This window comes from Flavobacterium sp. I3-2 (assembly GCF_013389595.1).
Lineage (GTDB): Bacteria > Bacteroidota > Bacteroidia > Flavobacteriales > Flavobacteriaceae > Flavobacterium.
Genome location: NZ_CP058306.1, coordinates 3,443,171 through 3,460,174 on the forward strand (window position 1 = coordinate 3,443,171; position 17,004 = coordinate 3,460,174).

Here is a 17,004-nt window from a genome sequence, read left to right on the forward strand (position 1 = left end):
TTTTTTAACCTTGTTCTAACCAACTGAACTATTTTCATTTCTGAAAAGTGGGATTCGAACCCACGACCGAGGAGTTATTCAGCAATACAATTATTTCAGTATACAGCTTTTCTGCACTACAATGCCTTTGTGAAACATTAGAATAGAAATAATCTTCTTGTTCTGAACATTACAAAGATGCACACACAACTACGCAACATAAATACGCAGTTAAAAAAATTTTTTATTATTTAAATCAAAGTACTAAAAATCAACTAATTATATTTAAAAATAATTTTAAAAAGAAATAATAAAGAAACAACTACGCAGATATATTGCGTAACATTTTGTATATTTATCACATCTTTAATCTAAAAAAAGTATGTCAACCAATAAATCTGCATTAATTCGTTACAAAACCATTGACCAATGTTTAAAAAACAGATATCGAAAATGGTCTTTAGATGACATCATTGAAAAAGTTTCGGATGCACTTTATGAATTCGAAGGTATTACCACCGGCGTTGGCAAAAGAACCATACAAGCAGATATTCAATTTATGCGAAGTGACAAATTGGGTTATAATGCACCAATCGTTGTAGTTGACCGAAAATTTTATACGTATGAAGATGAAAATTATTCGATTACGCAATCGCCGATTAAAGATGAAGATGTAGATAAGATGAAAGAAATAGTTTCGTTATTGAAACAGTTTAATGGTTTTCAGTATTTTGATGAAATGACCGAATTGATTGCCAAATTGGAAAATAACATTTACAAATCGGCAAAACAAACGCCAAATTACATTCAGTTTGAAGACAATAAACAACTAAAAGGAATTGAACATTTAAGCGGATTATATCAGGCAATTTTAAACAAACGACCGCTTTTCATAGAATATAAATCGTTTAAATCTGAAGAAGTTAGAAAAGATATGTATCATCCGTATTTATTAAAAGAATACAGAAATCGTTGGTTTTTAATCACGCGAAGCAATAAAGGAAAAATGCTCATCACTTTAGCTTTAGATCGTATCGAAGCTTTTTATGAATTGGATTCTAAACTTTACAAACCTTACGAAGGTGTAGATTTTGATACATATTACAGCGAATGTATTGGCGTAACTAGATCGGAAAAAAATCGTCCGCTGAAAATCATTCTGAAATTCAACCCAAGAAATGCACCTTACGTAATTACCAAACCACTACATTCATCACAACAAATCATAGAAAACACAGAAAATGGCTTGATCATTCGAATTGATGTAATTCCGAATTTTGAATTAGAACGTGAGATTCTTGGATTTGGAGAAAGCATTGAAATTTTAGGTCCAAAACGTTTGAAACAACAAATTCAACGAAGGGTTGCCAAGATGGTTCAAAAAGAGAAAAGCGAAAATTAAAGTTACATCAAAATAAAAATTAATCATTTAATTTTCGTCGAGGTTGGTTATTTTCACTTAAAACATCTTTTGAATGTAAAAAATCCGCAGCCTCAGCTGAATCTTTAACTTTAATTGAACTTCTTGAAATCATTTCGGTCTCGAAATTATTTAATACAAATTCACGAATTGAACTTTTGTTAAACTGATTAAACCTAAATTTTGCATAAATTGATTGAGCTAAAGCCAAACCATCCAACATTGCTTGATTAGCGCCTTGCCCTTTAAACGGACTCATCGGATGTGCTGCATCTCCAATAAGTGTAATAGGTTTATCGATTTCTGAAAGTTCATTTTCTAGAATTTCTCGGTCATAAACAGGATAACCGGTAATTAAATTTTCATCAGTTGCAGATACAATTTCAGGAATCGGACTATGCCAATCTGTACGTTTAATTGCTTCTTTTTTCAAAACAAACTTTCCTTTTTTACTCAACACAATTGCTTCTGATTCTTTTATCGGGAAACTCAATTGCCACATCACTGAATCATTAGCATACGGCATGATATAGATTCGCTCCATTCCATTAGCAGTCTGAAAAACAGTAGCCGAATCCAATAAATCAGAATTAATATGTTCTAATTTATCCAAAGGACAAATTCCCAAAATAACCAAACATCCTAAATATTGTAATGGTTTATATTGAAGTCCGAAAAGTTGATTACGAACAACACTTCGAATTCCATCTGCTCCAACAATTACATCAGCTTTAAACTCTTTTTTTACTCCATTTACCAAAAAATGCAATGTATTACCATTTATTTTATCAGACTTAAAGTCAATCAATTGATGATTCCAAAATACATTTTTTTCAGTAATCAATTGATTCAATAACATCAATCTAAGTTCTTGCCTCGCAATATGAATATTTGTTTTTTTTGAATTTTTAAAATTTTCATTTGGAATCCATTTACGCTTACCCCAAGAAGCCAAAACATTTCCAGAAACATCATGAACCAAATGGCGAGAAGAAACAATACCATTAGAAATAGTAGTAATCCCAAGTGCTTTAAGAATTTTACTCGCTTGTTGTAATGTAAGTCCATAACCTTGTGAACGAACATCAAACGAAGCATCACGTTCAAAAATTGAAAATGGAATTCCACGATGTAAACATGCAACCGCTAAAGTAATACCTGCGATTCCAAGACCGATTATTGCAATATGTGGAAATTTTTGCACATCTGTTTTGGGAAATTCGGTACTTTGAACAATTCCTTTTCCATCACATTTTTTACAAATCTTAAATATAGATTTATAAATTTCAGTTTGTTCAGAAATTACATCATTTTGAACCGAGTTCGGCTTACGATTTTTCTGTTTCTTTCTACCTGTTCCTAAACACGAATCACAAACACACCAACACATTAAATCTATTTTTTTTGAGCATAACAAAAATAAAGTATTCTTTTGACAAATCGATTTCTTTTAAATGATAAAACAAACTAATAATATAAATTTTGAGAATAAAAATAAACCTTATTTTTGTATGAATTTCGATAAATAACTTTAATTAATCATGAGCGTAAGCAGTACAAAAAATAAACAAGTCAAGTTTTTTTCTACTTTTAATGAATTAGTTGAAACACCTTTTGAAGGTATTGTTAATGCACATTGTTTGAACAGAAATTTAGTAGGCAATTTTGAAGAAGTTGTAAACAAACTAATTCTGAAAGAAGACATTACAACAATCACAATTGAAGAATTAGAGCAATTAGAACTTTCTGATAATGGCAATAAAGCCAGAGAAATCATAATAAATGATTACATCCTATTAGCTAATTTAGGAGCTTCACCCACAATTAATTTATTAAAACATTACGAACGAGATACTCATTTAGATTTTTTTCCTTTAGATGTATATTCCTTTCATGTTGATTCATCGCAAATTGCAACAGATACTTTTTTATGTACATATTATGGTGCCTCAAGCGACATTCTCCCTAATGATGCTGTTACTCAAAAAATTTTAATCCCAGAAATAAGAACAAAATTAAAAGAGTTATACGAAGTTAATGAAAATGAATTCGAATCTTTTTTAGAAGAATTTTATTTTAATTTACATTACCAAGCGAATCCAGATGCAAAACCAATAAACCTAGGCTTAGGAAATCTTTGGAGATTAGCCGTTAAAAACCCTCAACAGATTGTTCCTCCTTGCGTTCATCGTGCCCCAAAAGAAAACAAAAATGAATTACGCTTATTACTCATTTGTTAGTATATAAAATTTTTTCAAACAAAAAAAGCAACTCGATTGAGTTGCTTTTGTGATCCAATCAGGATTCGAACCTGAGACCTACTGCTTAGAAGGCAGTTGCTCTATCCAGCTGAGCTATTGGACCTAACCTAACACTTAAGTTATTTTGTCGTCCTGTCGGGACAATTTTCGAACCATTTTATTAATGATTTAAAACTGTTGTTGTCCGATATTGACTTTTAATATCATAGAAAATTCAAGTAGATGAACTTTATCTTTTTTTATTAACGGTGCAAAAATATGCATTTATAGTAATACAAAGCAACAATTTCGTTGCGAAAATTTCGAAATAATTTATAAAAAACTCTATGCCAATGCTTTAATTAAAATTTAAGACAATTTTAAAGCATAAAAGATTAATTTAATCAGTATTTGCAAATAATATGAGTTCTATAAACGCTAAAAATGTTATTGGTAATAATTTAGTAAATTGTATTTACAGCATTTAATTTTTATATAACTATACATACATAACTTCATTTAGTGTATGAAATGTCACACATTTAAACTCTGTTTTCATTTTTCGTCCTGCTCATCCATTCTTTTGATAAGTGCATCGCGAAGACTATCGAGAAATTTGGTTCGATTTATCTTCCTTCCTTTTAATTCTAAATAAGAATGATAGAAGTCTCCTAAATCAATATTAAACATATTCTCAAATGTTTTTGCTATAACCTTAATATCAATATTACCATTTTCAATTGAACCATTGGAATGTAGAGAATAGATTAACTCAACCAAAGCTGTTTTACTACCAGTCCAATTTAAACTTAAATTTTTTGATATATGTTTTTTATTATTGTTATTCAATTGGTCTTCAAGATATACCTGTATTAAATCGTTGGCAATAATTTTAGCTACTTTATAATCGTGTGAGGTTGCAAATTTATGATCTGCTTCAAAATAATAAGTATCTAAGCTTAATTTTATATCATGATTTCCTCTGATAAAGTATTTTTTATCTAAATGGGTGCTATTAGTTCTGTAGTATTTATAAAATTCCAAATTAGCATCAAAAAAACGCTTGATCTTACTAAGCTCAAGATTGAGATATTGTTTAATAATTTTATCACCTCCTCTGGGCCGTTTTGTTTCAATTTTATATATAGAATTTAAATATATCAATTTTGAAACTAACTGAGGTTTAAGTTGTTTGAAAAAGAATATTTCTTCATCTTCATCTTTGAATCCTTTTTTCTTGACATATTCCTTTGCCGAATCAAGCCTTTGTAAAACTAATACAATAGCATTTTCATACAACTCTAACGAGTTATTGCTATGCTCGTAAGTCAGTTCAGTTATTCTATCATCCAATTCATTCATCAAAGAATGGCAATAATCTATCATTAAAACAAGGATTTTAAATTTAAAAACTGGCATAAAAAATAAAATGAGGTAATAATTGCAGGCATCCTACAATAAATTACCTCATTTTAAATTGCGATAGTATAATTATTTAAAAGAATACTATCCATTATCACTCTCAGGATAAAATATAGAGTGGTAAATTACTCTGCTAAAGGTTCTGCTTTAAATCCTTTTCTGTTAACGATAGCGATGATCTCATCTTCTGTAATTCCTTCTGATTTTACAGTTAAGATTTTATCATTATTAGCTGTATCTACATTCCATTCACAGATACCTTCCGCACTGTCAAAATCTGCTTTTACTTTTGATACACATCCTCCACAATTAAGGTTTGTCTTGAATTGAAATTCTTTATTTTCCATTTTTTAATTTATTTATAATGTATATTTATACTACAAAATTCTGTATTTTCTTATTTTTTTTATTATGATATTCCTTGTTTGATTTACGATTTTTACTGATTTTTTTTTAGTGTTTGTGATGATGATTATGACCTTCGCTCGTTTTGTTACCCTCAGCAACATGTACCGTAAAATCTACAGTGTGCACTTTATTACTAATCTTAAATTGCATCCACATTCTATATAAACCTGGTTTCTTGATTAGTGTTTCTGCATAAATCTGATAACTTTCATTAGACATTGGGTGAATATGCAAAAATTCTTTTTCAGCTTTGCTTATCATTACAATATGAGCTTTTGCTCCTAAATAGTTTTGCAATTCAGCGTCATTAATCTTGTTACCATCTTTTAGAATCTCAAATTGCAATGGCTGGCTTGTATTTGTTTTCAAATCTGCACCATTCAATAATTTGGCAGTATAACCATCTGATTCCGATTCAAATTTTGCATTTGTATCTAACTGTGCTATTTCTGTAGTATTTCCTACTACATTTAACGAATGTTTGTAAACATTCCCTTCCTCGTTCTCAGGCTTATAATCTACAAAAAATAAGTAGTCCCCAGCAGTTGGAAATATTTCATCAATAAGATAAGAACCGTCTTCTTGTTCAATGGGATGGATATGGTCAAACCAAGTTAGTTCTTCATTCACAACTAGAAGATGCATTTTCATTTCATGTACTTCTTCTAATGACACAACTTTATCTTCGTTCTTTACAATGATTTTAAACTGCGTCGATTTCCCTGCTTCAATAACTTCAGGTTCAGAAGATATAATCACATCAAAATGCTTTGCTGTTCCTTTATTTTCTGGAACTAAATTCATTCCACATTTTGAACATTTATCACCTTTATTCCCTTTGACTTCTGGGTGCATAGGGCAAATAAATATATTTTCGCTGCTGGATTGATGTTGTGTATTCATAATATTTTTTTTTAAAACGTTAATTATTTTGATATTATAACTTGATTCTTTTCTAATTACAAAGTTCCTTATTATTTCGTTTTTATTAGTTACGATTTTTTGGAAGATAATTGTGATTTTTACTGATTCTCGTGCGCGCTCTTATTTGTCATTGTAATTTTAATTACCGCAATTAATGTAATAAGAAGCATTGGAATTAAAACAATATTAATGCCATTCCAGCCCCAATTATTAAATAAACTTCCTGCAAAAAAACTGGCAATACTGATTACTGCAAAAACCGTGAAGTCATGAAATGCTTGTGTTTTTTCTTTCTCTTCAGGTCTATATACTTGTGTTAATAATGCGGATCCACCAATAAACAAGAAGTTCCAACCTAAACCAACAATAAATAATGCCGATACGAAATGTGTAAAATCGGTACCAGAAAGAGCAATGAAAATATAGAGAAACAAAATCGACAATCCAGTTGTAATGATTCTATAAACTCCAAATTTCTGAATGAGGATGCCTGTAAAAAATGAGGGCAAAAACATACCTAACACATGCCATTGAATTACAGTTGCCGAATCATCAGAACTATGACCGAAACCATGCATTGCAATAGGCGTAACCGTCATAGACATTCCCATCACCGCAAAAGCTGTAGCTGATGAAAGCACAGCTAAAACGGCATCTTTACTTTTGAAAATTTCTTTTAATGAACGACCTTTTTTTAAAGATTCATTATTTCGAGCTACCGGCTTTGCTTGAAATTTAAGTAACGAAACTACTCCAAATGCCAAGACACTTAAAAGTACAATAGAAAAAAAAGAATATGCATAAGGCATGCTTCCCAAATGCTGTGTAAATCTTGCCAAATTAGGTCCCGCAAATGCTGCAACGACACCTCCGGCAATCACAAAAGAAATGGCTTTACTCTTTGCATTATCCGGCACAGAATCTGCAGCCGCAAAACGATAATACTGTGAAAACCCTTGATAAGCGCCAATCAACATATTTCCAATAGCAAAAATCCAGAACGAATTCTGAACAATTCCATACCAAGAAACTAAGCCAGCAAGAACGCCTATCAATGTTCCAATCATAAAGGCTTTCCTTTGACCTAAATTTTTAATAATTATTGACGCTGGAATCATCATAGCTGCTGCGCCAACTGTAATCATCGCAACTGGAATGGTTGACATGTTTTTATCAGAAGCCATAACCATTCCTACAATTCCTGAAAGTGTAATGACTAATATCGATGCGGTCTGAAATAATGCTTGTGATAAAAACAAGAGGTATACATTATTCCATTTTATTTTAGCTGTCATAATCTTAAAAATTTACAATACAAAATTGTCAAATTAGTTTAATCTTCTTGTTGTGATATTTCTTGTTTGATTTATGAGGTTTACTGATTATTCCGTACTTGTGTAAAATAAAAAACGGTTATGACGTAATGTAATAACCGTTTTTTATTTCCCTTTGTTGTTAATATTAATAATTAACTGATAAACCTACTCCAAAGCCCATATCGCTATCATAATGTGTTCTCACACCGATATGTCTTGTAAGGATATATCGCAAATCTGCCATATATTCCATATCCGTATTTACCATAAACCCTGCTCGCAATCTTTTGGAAAGAGGTATATCCTCTCGCATTAGCGAAACACGAAAAATACCATCGTGATATACCTCCGCTTGTACATTAACCAACATAGGTAAGGTATACATAACACCAAGACTAAATGCTCCTCGTTTATCTTTTTTATTTACTTGTCCAAAAAGATTTTTTTCATGCTCATCCATTCCCATTTTACGATAACGCCAGTCGAAACCAATAAAAGGCATCAACCATTGCATTTTTCCTATATAACGACCAAAATGAGTTTCCACTTCGTAACCGTGCATATCATTGTAACCTAATCTCCATTCTGTACCCAAACTATATCGAGCATTCATAAACATCATTTCACCGTCATTACCATTGGTCGCAAAATCATTCTGAGCCATAAAATGGATCATATTACTTTCACGCTGTAACATTTTATAGGCTTTATCCTTATTGGGCAAATAAGGGTTTTTATAATCACCCACAGCAAAAACTTTGTTCATACCTGCCATCATGTGATACAATATATGACAATGAAAAAACCAATCACCTTCTTCATTTGCGAGGAATTCAATGGTATCGGTTTCCATCGGCATAATGTCAATGATGTTTTTCATCGGAGCGTTTTCTCCTTTATCGTTTAGTAATCTAAAATCGAATCCGTGTAAGTGAATAGGATGTCGCATCATCGAATTATTATAGAGTGTAATGCGCAATACTTCGCCTTTCTTTACAGGTATTTTATCGCTTTCAGATAGTACTTTATCATCCATACTCCATACATAACGGTTCATATTTCCGGTCAATGTAAACTTCAATTCTTTTACGGGTGCATTTTTAGGTAGTTCAGTATTATTTGGAGATTTCAGCATGGCATAATTAAGCGTTACAATCTCGCTTAATGCATTCGCATTATAGCGATTTGGATCTTCATTCATATTCATCTCACCATGGTTCATTTGACTATGATCGGTTTTTTCAGCACTTTGCTTCATGTTCATATCTCCATGATCCATTTTGCTATGATCCATTGCTTCGTCTATTTTCTTTCCTTTTTTCTTTTCCTCGCCCGTAATCTCTGGATACATAACGACATTCATATCCATTTGATTCCAACTCATATTCATTCCCATATCATCAAGGTCTCCATTCATTTTCATCATATCGTTCATCATCTTCATACCTTCAAAATATTTAAGACGAGGCATGGCACCAACCATTGTTTTCTCTCCATTCCCGATAAAATAACTGGTAGATTGGGTACGATCTTCTGTTGTAGCCATGAACTCATAAGCTTTACCGTTTTCAGGAATGGTAACCACCACATCATACGTCTCTGAAACCGCAATTATTAGACGATCAACATCTACAGGTTCTACGTCATTTCCATCACTAGCCACCACTGTCATTTTACCACCAGCATATCTTAACCAGAAGTAGGACGATGCACCTCCATTAGAAATGCGCAAACGTACTTTATCACCTGCTTTCAGAGATTTACCATCTATCGATTTCAAATCTGTCAAATGATTTCCATTCATCAATACTTTGTCGTAGTAAACATCACTTACGTCCATCGCCATCATACGTTTCCATTCATTTTTCAGTTTTGTTTTGAAATTTCCTGTACGAATAGCTTCCGCATAACTTTGAGTTGCTCCCTTTTGTATAGCGAACCAGTCGCTTGCGTTATGTAGCATGCGATGAACATTTTCCGGCTTAAGATTTGTCCATTCACTTAACATAATGGGTATTTCTGGCAAATCGTCAATCCCTTTTCTAAATGTTTTATCATCAGCTTTCTTATGCATGATAAAGCTCCCATACATACCAATCTGCTCTTGCAATCCTGAATGAGAATGATACCAATGCGTTCCCGTTTGAATAATAGGGAAACGATACGTAAAGGTTTCACCAGGTTCAATGGGCATTTGCGTTAAAAAAGGAACGCCATCTTCTTTATTGGGCAGAAATAATCCGTGCCAATGCAATGAGGTACTTTCTTTAAGTTGATTATGTAACACTATTTCTGCCGTATCGCCTTCAGTAAATTCAAGTGTTGGCATTGGTATTTGCCCATTTACAGCGATTGCTCTTTTTTCTTTGCCTGCATAGTTTACGATGGTATCTTTTACATACAAATCGTAACGTACTACTTTTTGGGCTATACCGACCTGTGATATGAAGAGCGCTAACAGAGTTAGCAGCAACAACTTTTTGTGAAGAAATTTTTTATTATTCATTTTAAAAATCGCATTGGTTATACAAATATTAAAAGGCATTGTTCCCTGAGCAATGCCTTAAAGGTTTTTATTATTTAGTTTCTGCAACTTTACCACAAGTAAGCATTGATGAACCATAATAAGGATTTTTAATATCTTTCTCTTTGCTCAACCAATATGCTTTTTTCATAGGACAATACTGATAATAAACAGGTTGATTTACTTTATCGGACGACTTTACCAGTTTCCACATTATAGTAGAAACATCGTTAAAAGCTGCTCTTTGCTTTTCAATATTGTTTCCAGCCTTGTTTAATTTTTCTGTAGCTTTTAATAGATCGGTTTTCTGTGAAAAATTATCTTCACCTTTTACTGCATCGTTGAAAACCGAAATTGCGGTGCTCGCTGCTTTGCTATCACTACTTACTAAAGCGTTTTTTACACTGATGTAACTGTTTAACAGATTGCTTGTGTTTTGTGCAAAAGCAGAAAATCCAAACAACATTACGGTTATTGCTATTATTAACTTTTTCATTTTTTATCTCTTTTTTATGATTAATGAATTGCTTATTATATTATTGTGAAATAGGTTCGGCTTTAAACCCTTTTTTCTTAATAATTGTAACGATTTCGTCTTCGCTAATTCCTTCTGATTTTACCGTAAGGATTTTATCACTATTTGCAGTATCTACATTCCATTCGCTGATACCATTAGCGCTATCTAAATCACCCTGTACTTTAGCAACACAGTTACCACAGTTAAGGTTTGTCTTGAATTGAAGGTTTTTGCTTTCCATTGTTTTGAACTTTTTAATTGTATTTCTTGAGTACAAAGTTCATAAGATAACAGGTAATATTGGTTGTGATATTCCTTGTTTGATTTATGACATTTACTGATTATTTACCATAAAATAGTTCCACTTGTAATATTTCGGGTTTGTTTTGTGACTTTTACTGATTATAGTGTTTGTTATAAATAAGTGAAATACATTTACAGAGGAATAACTAACTAATTATAAAATGTCTATCAAAACCTTTCTATCGGTTTTGCATCGTGCTATGTTATAGCTGGTATACAAGTTCTAAATGCAACTACACTTCATCAAGTGTACACAAATCATGTATCAAAATCATATTATAAAAATAAAAAACAATGACAAATAAATTAAAAAGCGTTGAATACGGTTTAGAAAAAATATTTGAAGGAGCACAAGACTTTCTTCCACTATTAGGAACTGATTATGTAGAATTTTATGTAGGGAATGCCCTTCAGGCAGCGCATTATTACAAAACGGCTTATGGATTCCAATCTGAAGCTTATGCAGGGTTAGAGACCGGAGTAAAAGACAAAGTATCTTATGTGGTAAAACAAGACAAGATCCGTATTATACTGACCACTGCACTTAACTCTTCTTCTCCAATCGGGGAACATGTGAAAAAACATGGAGACGGAATAAAAGTAGTTGCTTTGTGGGTGGAGGATGCCAAAAGTGCATTTGAAGAAACTACCAAACGTGGAGCAAAGCCATTTATGGAACCTACCGTTACTACAGATGAACACGGAGAAGCAATCCAAGCTGGTGTTTTTGTATATGGTGAAACAGTTTTTATGTTTACAGAACGTAAAAATTATAAAGGAATCTTTTTACCTGGATTTACGAAATGGGAATCAGACTATAATCCGGAACCTGTTGGTCTGAAATTTATTGATCATATGGTTGGAAATGTAGGATGGAACGAAATGGATACATGGGTAAAATGGTTTGAAGATGTAATGGGATTTGTTAATTTCTTATCTTTTGACGATAAACAGGTTTCTACTGAATATTCTGCCCTAATGTCAAAAGTTATGGCAAATGGTAATGGAAGAATTAAGTTCCCGATTAACGAGCCTGCTGAAGGTAAAAAGCGTTCTCAAATAGAAGAGTACTTGGATTTTTATGAAGACGCCGGTGTACAGCATTTAGCTTTGGCTACCGATGATATTATTAAAACGGTAGAAGAAATGAAAAAAAGAGGTGTAGAGTTCCTATCCGTTCCGCCACAGGCATATTATGATGCTATACCGGATCGCATCAAAGCTCATGCCGACAATTTCAAGGAAGATTTAAATGAATTGCAAAAACTGGGAATTCTGATTGATGCTGACGAAGAAGGTTATTTGTTACAGATATTTACCAAACCGATTCAGGATAGACCTACATTCTTTTTCGAAATTATTCAAAGAATGGGAGCTAGAGGTTTTGGTGCAGGAAACTTCAAGGCTCTTTTTGAATCAATTGAAAGAGAACAGGAACGCAGAGGTACCTTGTAATGTATAATGTGTAATTTTAGTTTAATATATACAAAGCCCTAAATCTTTTAAGGGCTTTGTTATTAATGACAAACCTTCGGACTAATACTCATAAATTGATAAAAAATGGATGCCGGATTAAATAAAAGACAATCGATAGGATATCTGGATTTTGATGATAAATCTGGAAATAGGATAAATAGCAATACGCTGCTGGAAGATTACTATAAAATCATTTATATGGAGAAAAACGGTAGCATTATTGTGGATTTGGTAGAGTACAGCTTTACAGAAAACGTCTTGCTTTTCTTCAGTATTGGTCAGCATTTTCAAATATCCAAGGAATCTAGAGGAAGTATTATTTATTTCAATCCTGATTTTTATTGCATAGCTTTCCATGATAAAGAGCTTGCCTGTGACGGGCTCCTTTTTGATAATGTATTCGAGATGCCTTATCTAAATTTGTCGACGAATCTGGACATACTTTTCTTAAAACTAATCTCGTCTATAAAAAGAGAAATTAATCAAAAAGATTTTTGGGCTGAAGAAATGATAAAAACATACATCAAACAAATAATCATTTCAGCAACCAGAACTTTGATAAAATCAAATAATGATAGTCAAATCATTTCATATGATAAGGAGTTAGCTAGAAAATTCAGTCAATTGGTCGAGCTTCATTATCGAAAGCACCATAATGTCTCTGACTATGCAAATATGCTGAATATCACACCTAAAAACCTCAATAAAAAAATTGTATCTGAAAAACAGGTAGCACCAAGCATCATTATTAAGCAAAGAATTATTCTTCAGGCTAAAAGGTTACTTGCCAATACAACCTTAAGCATTAAAGAAATTGCTGATTATCTCGGGTATGAAGACTACTCCTATTTTGTGCGATTTTTCAAATCACAAACGGGTCTGCCACCTCTTTCTTTCCGAAACGCTCTTTAAAGTGTTCGTTAAAGGAAAAAAGTCCTATTAAGAATGAAGTATATGCATTGATGACACGTTTTTTAGATAGTAATTTTGTCAAGTAATTTAAAACAAATTTAAAAATGAAAGCAAAAGTAACAGCTAAGTGGCAAGGTAATTTTAAAAATGGAAGCGGTAATTTCGATGCAGCACATTCAGCCATTGGAAGCAGTGTTTTTAAACACAATAAATCTGAAGGAGAAAATACCGCTACAAATCCAGAAGAATTGATGGCCGCAGCACACGCTGCATGTTATACAATGACGTTAAACTATATACTTACAAGCAAAGGGATTGAGGCAGAATCTTTAGAAACATCTTGTACAATAACAGCAACCAGCTTCGATATTACGAACTCTGATTTGGTGCTAAATGCAAAAATATCAGGTTTAAATGAAGAAGAATTTTTAAACTATGCAGAACAAGCAAAAGCTATGTGTCCGGTAGGAAAAGCTTATAAATTAGAAGTTTCACTAGTAGCTACTCTAAATTAAGACTAATTTCGTTTATTCTTATTAAAAAAGTCACGTTTTATATTCCGTGACTTTTTTAATAATTGAATTAATAGATAGAGGAAAGGCAGATGAAAATATCTGCCTTCTTAAAAATTACCAAATCTGGATTTTAGATCTGTATCAACAATCCGAGAAGTGAAGACAGTAACAGTACACACTTCCAACAGTTTAGTCTGTTTTTCATAATCAATCAATTTAAAGATAAATTTAAAAGTATTTTGTATTTATTTATAGATGTATTGCCTCACCTAAGGCATCTTCAATAGCATCTTTTATGGCTTCACTCATAGTTGGATGTGGAAAGATAGTATCCAATTGCTCGTGCCATGTTGTTTCCAATTTACGCGCAGTTGTGGTTTGAGCTATCAACTCCGTTACATTATAGCCAATCATATGCGTTCCAATCCATTCTCCATACTTGGCATCAAAAATCACTTTTACAAAACTATTAATTAAGTCAATACAAAATCACAAATAATGTACAACTAACACCATTTATTAAAAAATGAAAAAAATTTTTGTCGCAATTGCTCTACTATCCATTTTTGGAGCCACGGAATTGAAGGCTCAATATGCTTCTGAATATGACGGCGGTTTGGTCGTTAAATTAAATCCAGAAGGAAGTAAATATGTCCGATTTATTCTTTTGGGACAAACTTGGTTTCAGGATTACGAAGGAAAACACGCCAATGATGGATTTTCTATCAAACGAGCGCACGTTCTTGCTTATTCACAAATCAATGATCGATTTATGATTTTAACACATTTTGGTGCAAATGGAATCTATGATAATAATCTTTCTCCGATGGGAAAAAGTACAGATGTATCGTTTTTCTTGCATGAAATGTTTTTACAATATAAGGTAACAAACAATTTAGCAATTGGTGCTGGAGTTCACAATTTTGGTGGAATTTCTCGTGGAAATGGTCAAGGTTCTATCAATATGTTGACCTTAGATAATAACAGAGCTGACTGGTCAACACTTGGTTTGTCTGATCAATTTTCAAATCATTTGGGAATGTTTGCAAAAGGGCGAATTGGAAAACTGAATTATCGTTTAGCATTAAGTGATGCTATTACTAATACTTTAGATGGAAACTCTTCGACAGTTTTAGAAAACGGACAAGAAAAGTATTTAGGAAAAGCGATACTTGGAGAAGGAAAATATGCGGTTTCAGGATATTTTGATTATCAATTTTTAGATCAAGAATCAAATGCTTTACCTTATCGCGTTGGAACCTATTTAGGAACTAAAAAAGTATTTAACATCGGAGCAGGATTTTTCAATCAAAGTAATGCAATTGTCAAAAAAGAAAATGATAATTTGGTTGGAGAAAATGTAACTCATCTTGCTGTTGATGCTTTTTATGATGCGCCAATCGGAAAATCTTCTTCGATAACAGCTTATGCGAAATATCAAAATTCGGACATGGGCGAAAATTATGTACAAGGAAATGTTGTAGGAGATGGAAATCAGTTTTCTGGACATGTCGGGTATTTATTGCCTAAAAACATCAAAGAAGGAGAAGGAAAATTCCGTAATAGAATTCAGCCGTATGTAGGATATTCTTACAGAGATTTCAAAGGTCTAGTAAAGCCTGCAAACGAATTAAAATTAGGTGGAAACTGGTACATTGATGGTCAGAATGCTAAAATTTCTGTAGAATATCAAAAATCTTTCGATCAACCAAAACACATGGACGACATGATAACAATACAAGCAATGATATTATTATAAAAAAACACACAAGAATTAACACAAAAACACATTATTTATGAGCGAAACTGCTAACAAAAAAACAATCTGGAAAGTGATTGGTGCTTCCTCGATGGGAACGCTAATTGAATGGTATGACTTCTTTATTTTTGGAAGTTTAGCTGTTGTAATTTCTACTAAATTTTTCCCTGCTGACAATCCTACAGCTGCCTTTTTATCAACATTAGCAACATTTGCTGCTGGAACTATGGCAAGTAACCTTGTGATAAGTCTTCGCAACAAAGGGTTCATTCGAAAGCGTAGATAACCTTCCATTACTATTTGTCCGGCAAGCGTACCCGTAATGGTACTGCTTTGTCCGGCAGCAATCAAAGCTACAGCAAATAGTTTTGCTGTAAAATCGCTTCCGAGGTGCTGTGGCAATAATTCATAAGCCTGCTTTAGCTCTGCCACGTCGGAACGTCCGGTTTTATAAAAAACTGTAGCGGCAAGAATTAATATAGCTGCATTTACAAGCAATGCCATATTTAGAGCAATGGCACTATCCCAAAAATTGAGCTTAATTGCTTTTTTGATACTGGCATCATCACGATTAAATTTACGTGTCTGCACCAGTGCAGAGTGTAGGTATAAATTATGTGGCATTACCGTTGCACCGATAATACCGATAGCAATGTACAATGCAGTATCATTCTGTATATGTGGTATCAGTCCTGTTGCAATTTCATCTACATTAGGGTCAGCTACCCATATTTGTACAAGAAACGACATTCCTATAACGAATATCAAACCGATGATAAAGGCTTCGAGCTTGCGCATTCCCCATTTTTGCAAAGTCATCAACAGGAATGTATCTAAGGCTGTAATAGCAACACCCCAAATCAAAGGCATTCCCGTGAGCAACTGTAAACCAATTGCCATCCCCAATATTTCTGCAAGGTCTGTCGCAACAATAGCGACTTCAGCAAGTATATATAATACAAAATTTACCTTCTTAGGATAAGTTTCCCGGTTTGCCTGTGCCAAATCTCTATTTCGAACAATCCCTAACCTGGCAGACAAGCTTTGTAGCAACAAGCCCATAATACTACTCATTACTAAAACCCAGAGTAATGAGTAGCCAAATTGGCTACCACCGGCCAAGCCTGTTGCCCAGTTGCCTGGATCCATATATCCGACACTGACAAGATAAGCCGGTCCAAAAAAAGCCAAAACTCTTCGCCAGCGAGATTGACCAGGAACAGTCGTGTCTACAGAATTATGTACTTCGCTTAATGAAGATTGTGATTGTTTTTTAGCCATTTCACAAA

General features: G+C 33.0%; 14 protein-coding genes, 1 tRNA gene and 3 pseudogenes. 7 read left to right on the forward strand and 11 right to left on the reverse strand.

What is annotated here, in order from left to right; all coding sequences use genetic code 11:
• Positions 1 to 361: 361 nt before the first annotated feature.
• Entirely contained in the window at positions 362 to 1,381 is a 1,020-nt protein-coding gene (locus tag HW119_RS16120; protein ID WP_177766374.1) for a helix-turn-helix transcriptional regulator, read from the forward strand.
• Between the two features lie 19 nt (positions 1,382 to 1,400).
• Here HW119_RS16120 and HW119_RS16125 read toward each other — a convergent pair whose 3' ends face one another.
• Positions 1,401 to 2,789 carry an FAD-dependent monooxygenase gene (locus HW119_RS16125; protein ID WP_177766376.1) on the reverse strand — a complete coding sequence of 463 codons (1,389 nt, stop codon included), beginning with the start codon at positions 2,787 to 2,789 and terminating at the stop codon, positions 1,401 to 1,403.
• A gap of 151 nt (positions 2,790 to 2,940) precedes the next feature.
• Here HW119_RS16125 and HW119_RS16130 point away from each other — a divergent pair, with 151 nt between their 5' ends.
• Positions 2,941 to 3,639 carry a DUF1826 domain-containing protein gene (locus HW119_RS16130; protein ID WP_177766378.1) on the forward strand — a complete coding sequence of 233 codons (699 nt, stop codon included), beginning with the start codon at positions 2,941 to 2,943 and terminating at the stop codon, positions 3,637 to 3,639.
• A 50-nt stretch (positions 3,640 to 3,689) separates the two neighbouring features.
• Here HW119_RS16130 and HW119_RS16135 read toward each other — a convergent pair.
• The 8 genes from HW119_RS16135 to HW119_RS16170 form a co-directional block, all read right to left on the reverse strand.
• Positions 3,690 to 3,763 (reverse strand) — tRNA-Arg (locus HW119_RS16135).
• Between the two features lie 431 nt (positions 3,764 to 4,194).
• Entirely contained in the window at positions 4,195 to 5,025 is an 831-nt protein-coding gene (locus HW119_RS16140) for an RteC domain-containing protein (RefSeq protein ID WP_038330969.1), read from the reverse strand.
• A 161-nt stretch (positions 5,026 to 5,186) separates the two neighbouring features.
• Positions 5,187 to 5,408 (reverse strand): heavy-metal-associated domain-containing protein, encoded by a 222-nt coding sequence (locus tag HW119_RS16145; RefSeq protein ID WP_177766381.1) that lies wholly within the window; start codon positions 5,406 to 5,408, stop codon positions 5,187 to 5,189.
• A gap of 106 nt (positions 5,409 to 5,514) precedes the next feature.
• Positions 5,515 to 6,372: a heavy metal-binding domain-containing protein gene (locus tag HW119_RS16150; protein WP_255497937.1), complete on the reverse strand. Its 858-nt coding sequence runs from the start codon at positions 6,370 to 6,372 to the stop codon at positions 5,515 to 5,517.
• 119 nt (positions 6,373 to 6,491) lie between these two features.
• Complete coding sequence (locus HW119_RS16155) at positions 6,492 to 7,688, reverse strand: MFS transporter (protein ID WP_038330962.1); 1,197 nt, start codon at positions 7,686 to 7,688, stop codon at positions 6,492 to 6,494.
• 166 nt (positions 7,689 to 7,854) lie between these two features.
• Positions 7,855 to 10,215 (reverse strand): multicopper oxidase domain-containing protein, encoded by a 2,361-nt coding sequence (locus tag HW119_RS16160; RefSeq protein WP_038330961.1) that lies wholly within the window; start codon positions 10,213 to 10,215, stop codon positions 7,855 to 7,857.
• A 70-nt stretch (positions 10,216 to 10,285) separates the two neighbouring features.
• Positions 10,286 to 10,729 (reverse strand): DUF3347 domain-containing protein, encoded by a 444-nt coding sequence (locus HW119_RS16165; protein ID WP_038330958.1) that lies wholly within the window; start codon positions 10,727 to 10,729, stop codon positions 10,286 to 10,288.
• 40 nt (positions 10,730 to 10,769) lie between these two features.
• Positions 10,770 to 10,991 (reverse strand): heavy-metal-associated domain-containing protein, encoded by a 222-nt coding sequence (locus tag HW119_RS16170; protein ID WP_038330956.1) that lies wholly within the window; start codon positions 10,989 to 10,991, stop codon positions 10,770 to 10,772.
• 356 nt (positions 10,992 to 11,347) lie between these two features.
• Here HW119_RS16170 and hppD point away from each other — a divergent pair, with 356 nt between their 5' ends.
• The 3 genes from hppD to HW119_RS16185 all read left to right on the forward strand — a co-directional run bounded on the left by hppD (position 11,348) and on the right by HW119_RS16185 (position 13,956).
• Complete coding sequence (gene hppD / locus HW119_RS16175; RefSeq protein ID WP_065720929.1) at positions 11,348 to 12,508, forward strand: 4-hydroxyphenylpyruvate dioxygenase; 1,161 nt, start codon at positions 11,348 to 11,350, stop codon at positions 12,506 to 12,508.
• A gap of 105 nt (positions 12,509 to 12,613) precedes the next feature.
• Complete coding sequence (locus tag HW119_RS16180) at positions 12,614 to 13,441, forward strand: AraC family transcriptional regulator (protein WP_177766383.1); 828 nt, start codon at positions 12,614 to 12,616, stop codon at positions 13,439 to 13,441.
• 104 nt (positions 13,442 to 13,545) lie between these two features.
• A complete protein-coding gene (locus tag HW119_RS16185) occupies positions 13,546 to 13,956 on the forward strand; it encodes an OsmC family peroxiredoxin (protein ID WP_038330952.1) in 411 nt (136 codons plus the stop codon).
• A gap of 249 nt (positions 13,957 to 14,205) precedes the next feature.
• Here the strand turns inward: HW119_RS16185 and HW119_RS16190 are convergent.
• Positions 14,206 to 14,427 (reverse strand): annotated as a pseudogene (locus HW119_RS16190) (dihydrolipoyl dehydrogenase); the annotation flags it as partial.
• A gap of 55 nt (positions 14,428 to 14,482) precedes the next feature.
• Here HW119_RS16190 and HW119_RS16195 point away from each other — a divergent pair.
• Both HW119_RS16195 and HW119_RS16805 read left to right on the forward strand, forming a co-directional pair.
• Positions 14,483 to 15,715 carry a hypothetical protein gene (locus HW119_RS16195; RefSeq protein ID WP_177766385.1) on the forward strand — a complete coding sequence of 411 codons (1,233 nt, stop codon included), beginning with the start codon at positions 14,483 to 14,485 and terminating at the stop codon, positions 15,713 to 15,715.
• Between the two features lie 37 nt (positions 15,716 to 15,752).
• Positions 15,753 to 15,938 (forward strand): annotated as a pseudogene (locus HW119_RS16805) (MFS transporter); the annotation flags it as partial.
• Here HW119_RS16805 and HW119_RS16200 read toward each other — a convergent pair.
• Positions 15,893 to 16,996 (reverse strand): annotated as a pseudogene (locus HW119_RS16200) (Nramp family divalent metal transporter); the annotation flags it as partial. The pseudogenes HW119_RS16805 and HW119_RS16200 overlap by 46 nt on opposite strands.
• Between the last annotated feature and the right edge of the window lie 8 nt (positions 16,997 to 17,004).

Coding starts and splice junctions, on each gene's coding strand:
- HW119_RS16185 (WP_038330952.1), top strand. CDS start 13,546: ATGAAAGCAAAAGTAACAGCTAAGTGGCAAGGTAATTTTAAAAATGGA.
- HW119_RS16150 (WP_255497937.1), bottom strand. CDS start 6,372: ATGAATACACAACATCAATCCAGCAGCGAAAATATATTTATTTGCCCT.
- HW119_RS16140 (WP_038330969.1), bottom strand. CDS start 5,025: ATGATAGATTATTGCCATTCTTTGATGAATGAATTGGATGATAGAATA.
- HW119_RS16170 (WP_038330956.1), bottom strand. CDS start 10,991: ATGGAAAGCAAAAACCTTCAATTCAAGACAAACCTTAACTGTGGTAAC.
- HW119_RS16180 (WP_177766383.1), top strand. CDS start 12,614: ATGGATGCCGGATTAAATAAAAGACAATCGATAGGATATCTGGATTTT.
- HW119_RS16145 (WP_177766381.1), bottom strand. CDS start 5,408: ATGGAAAATAAAGAATTTCAATTCAAGACAAACCTTAATTGTGGAGGA.
- HW119_RS16125 (WP_177766376.1), bottom strand. CDS start 2,789: ATGTGTTGGTGTGTTTGTGATTCGTGTTTAGGAACAGGTAGAAAGAAA.
- HW119_RS16155 (WP_038330962.1), bottom strand. CDS start 7,688: ATGACAGCTAAAATAAAATGGAATAATGTATACCTCTTGTTTTTATCA.
- HW119_RS16160 (WP_038330961.1), bottom strand. CDS start 10,215: ATGAATAATAAAAAATTTCTTCACAAAAAGTTGTTGCTGCTAACTCTG.
- hppD (WP_065720929.1), top strand. CDS start 11,348: ATGACAAATAAATTAAAAAGCGTTGAATACGGTTTAGAAAAAATATTT.
- HW119_RS16120 (WP_177766374.1), top strand. CDS start 362: ATGTCAACCAATAAATCTGCATTAATTCGTTACAAAACCATTGACCAA.
- HW119_RS16165 (WP_038330958.1), bottom strand. CDS start 10,729: ATGAAAAAGTTAATAATAGCAATAACCGTAATGTTGTTTGGATTTTCT.
- HW119_RS16130 (WP_177766378.1), top strand. CDS start 2,941: ATGAGCGTAAGCAGTACAAAAAATAAACAAGTCAAGTTTTTTTCTACT.
- HW119_RS16195 (WP_177766385.1), top strand. CDS start 14,483: ATGAAAAAAATTTTTGTCGCAATTGCTCTACTATCCATTTTTGGAGCC.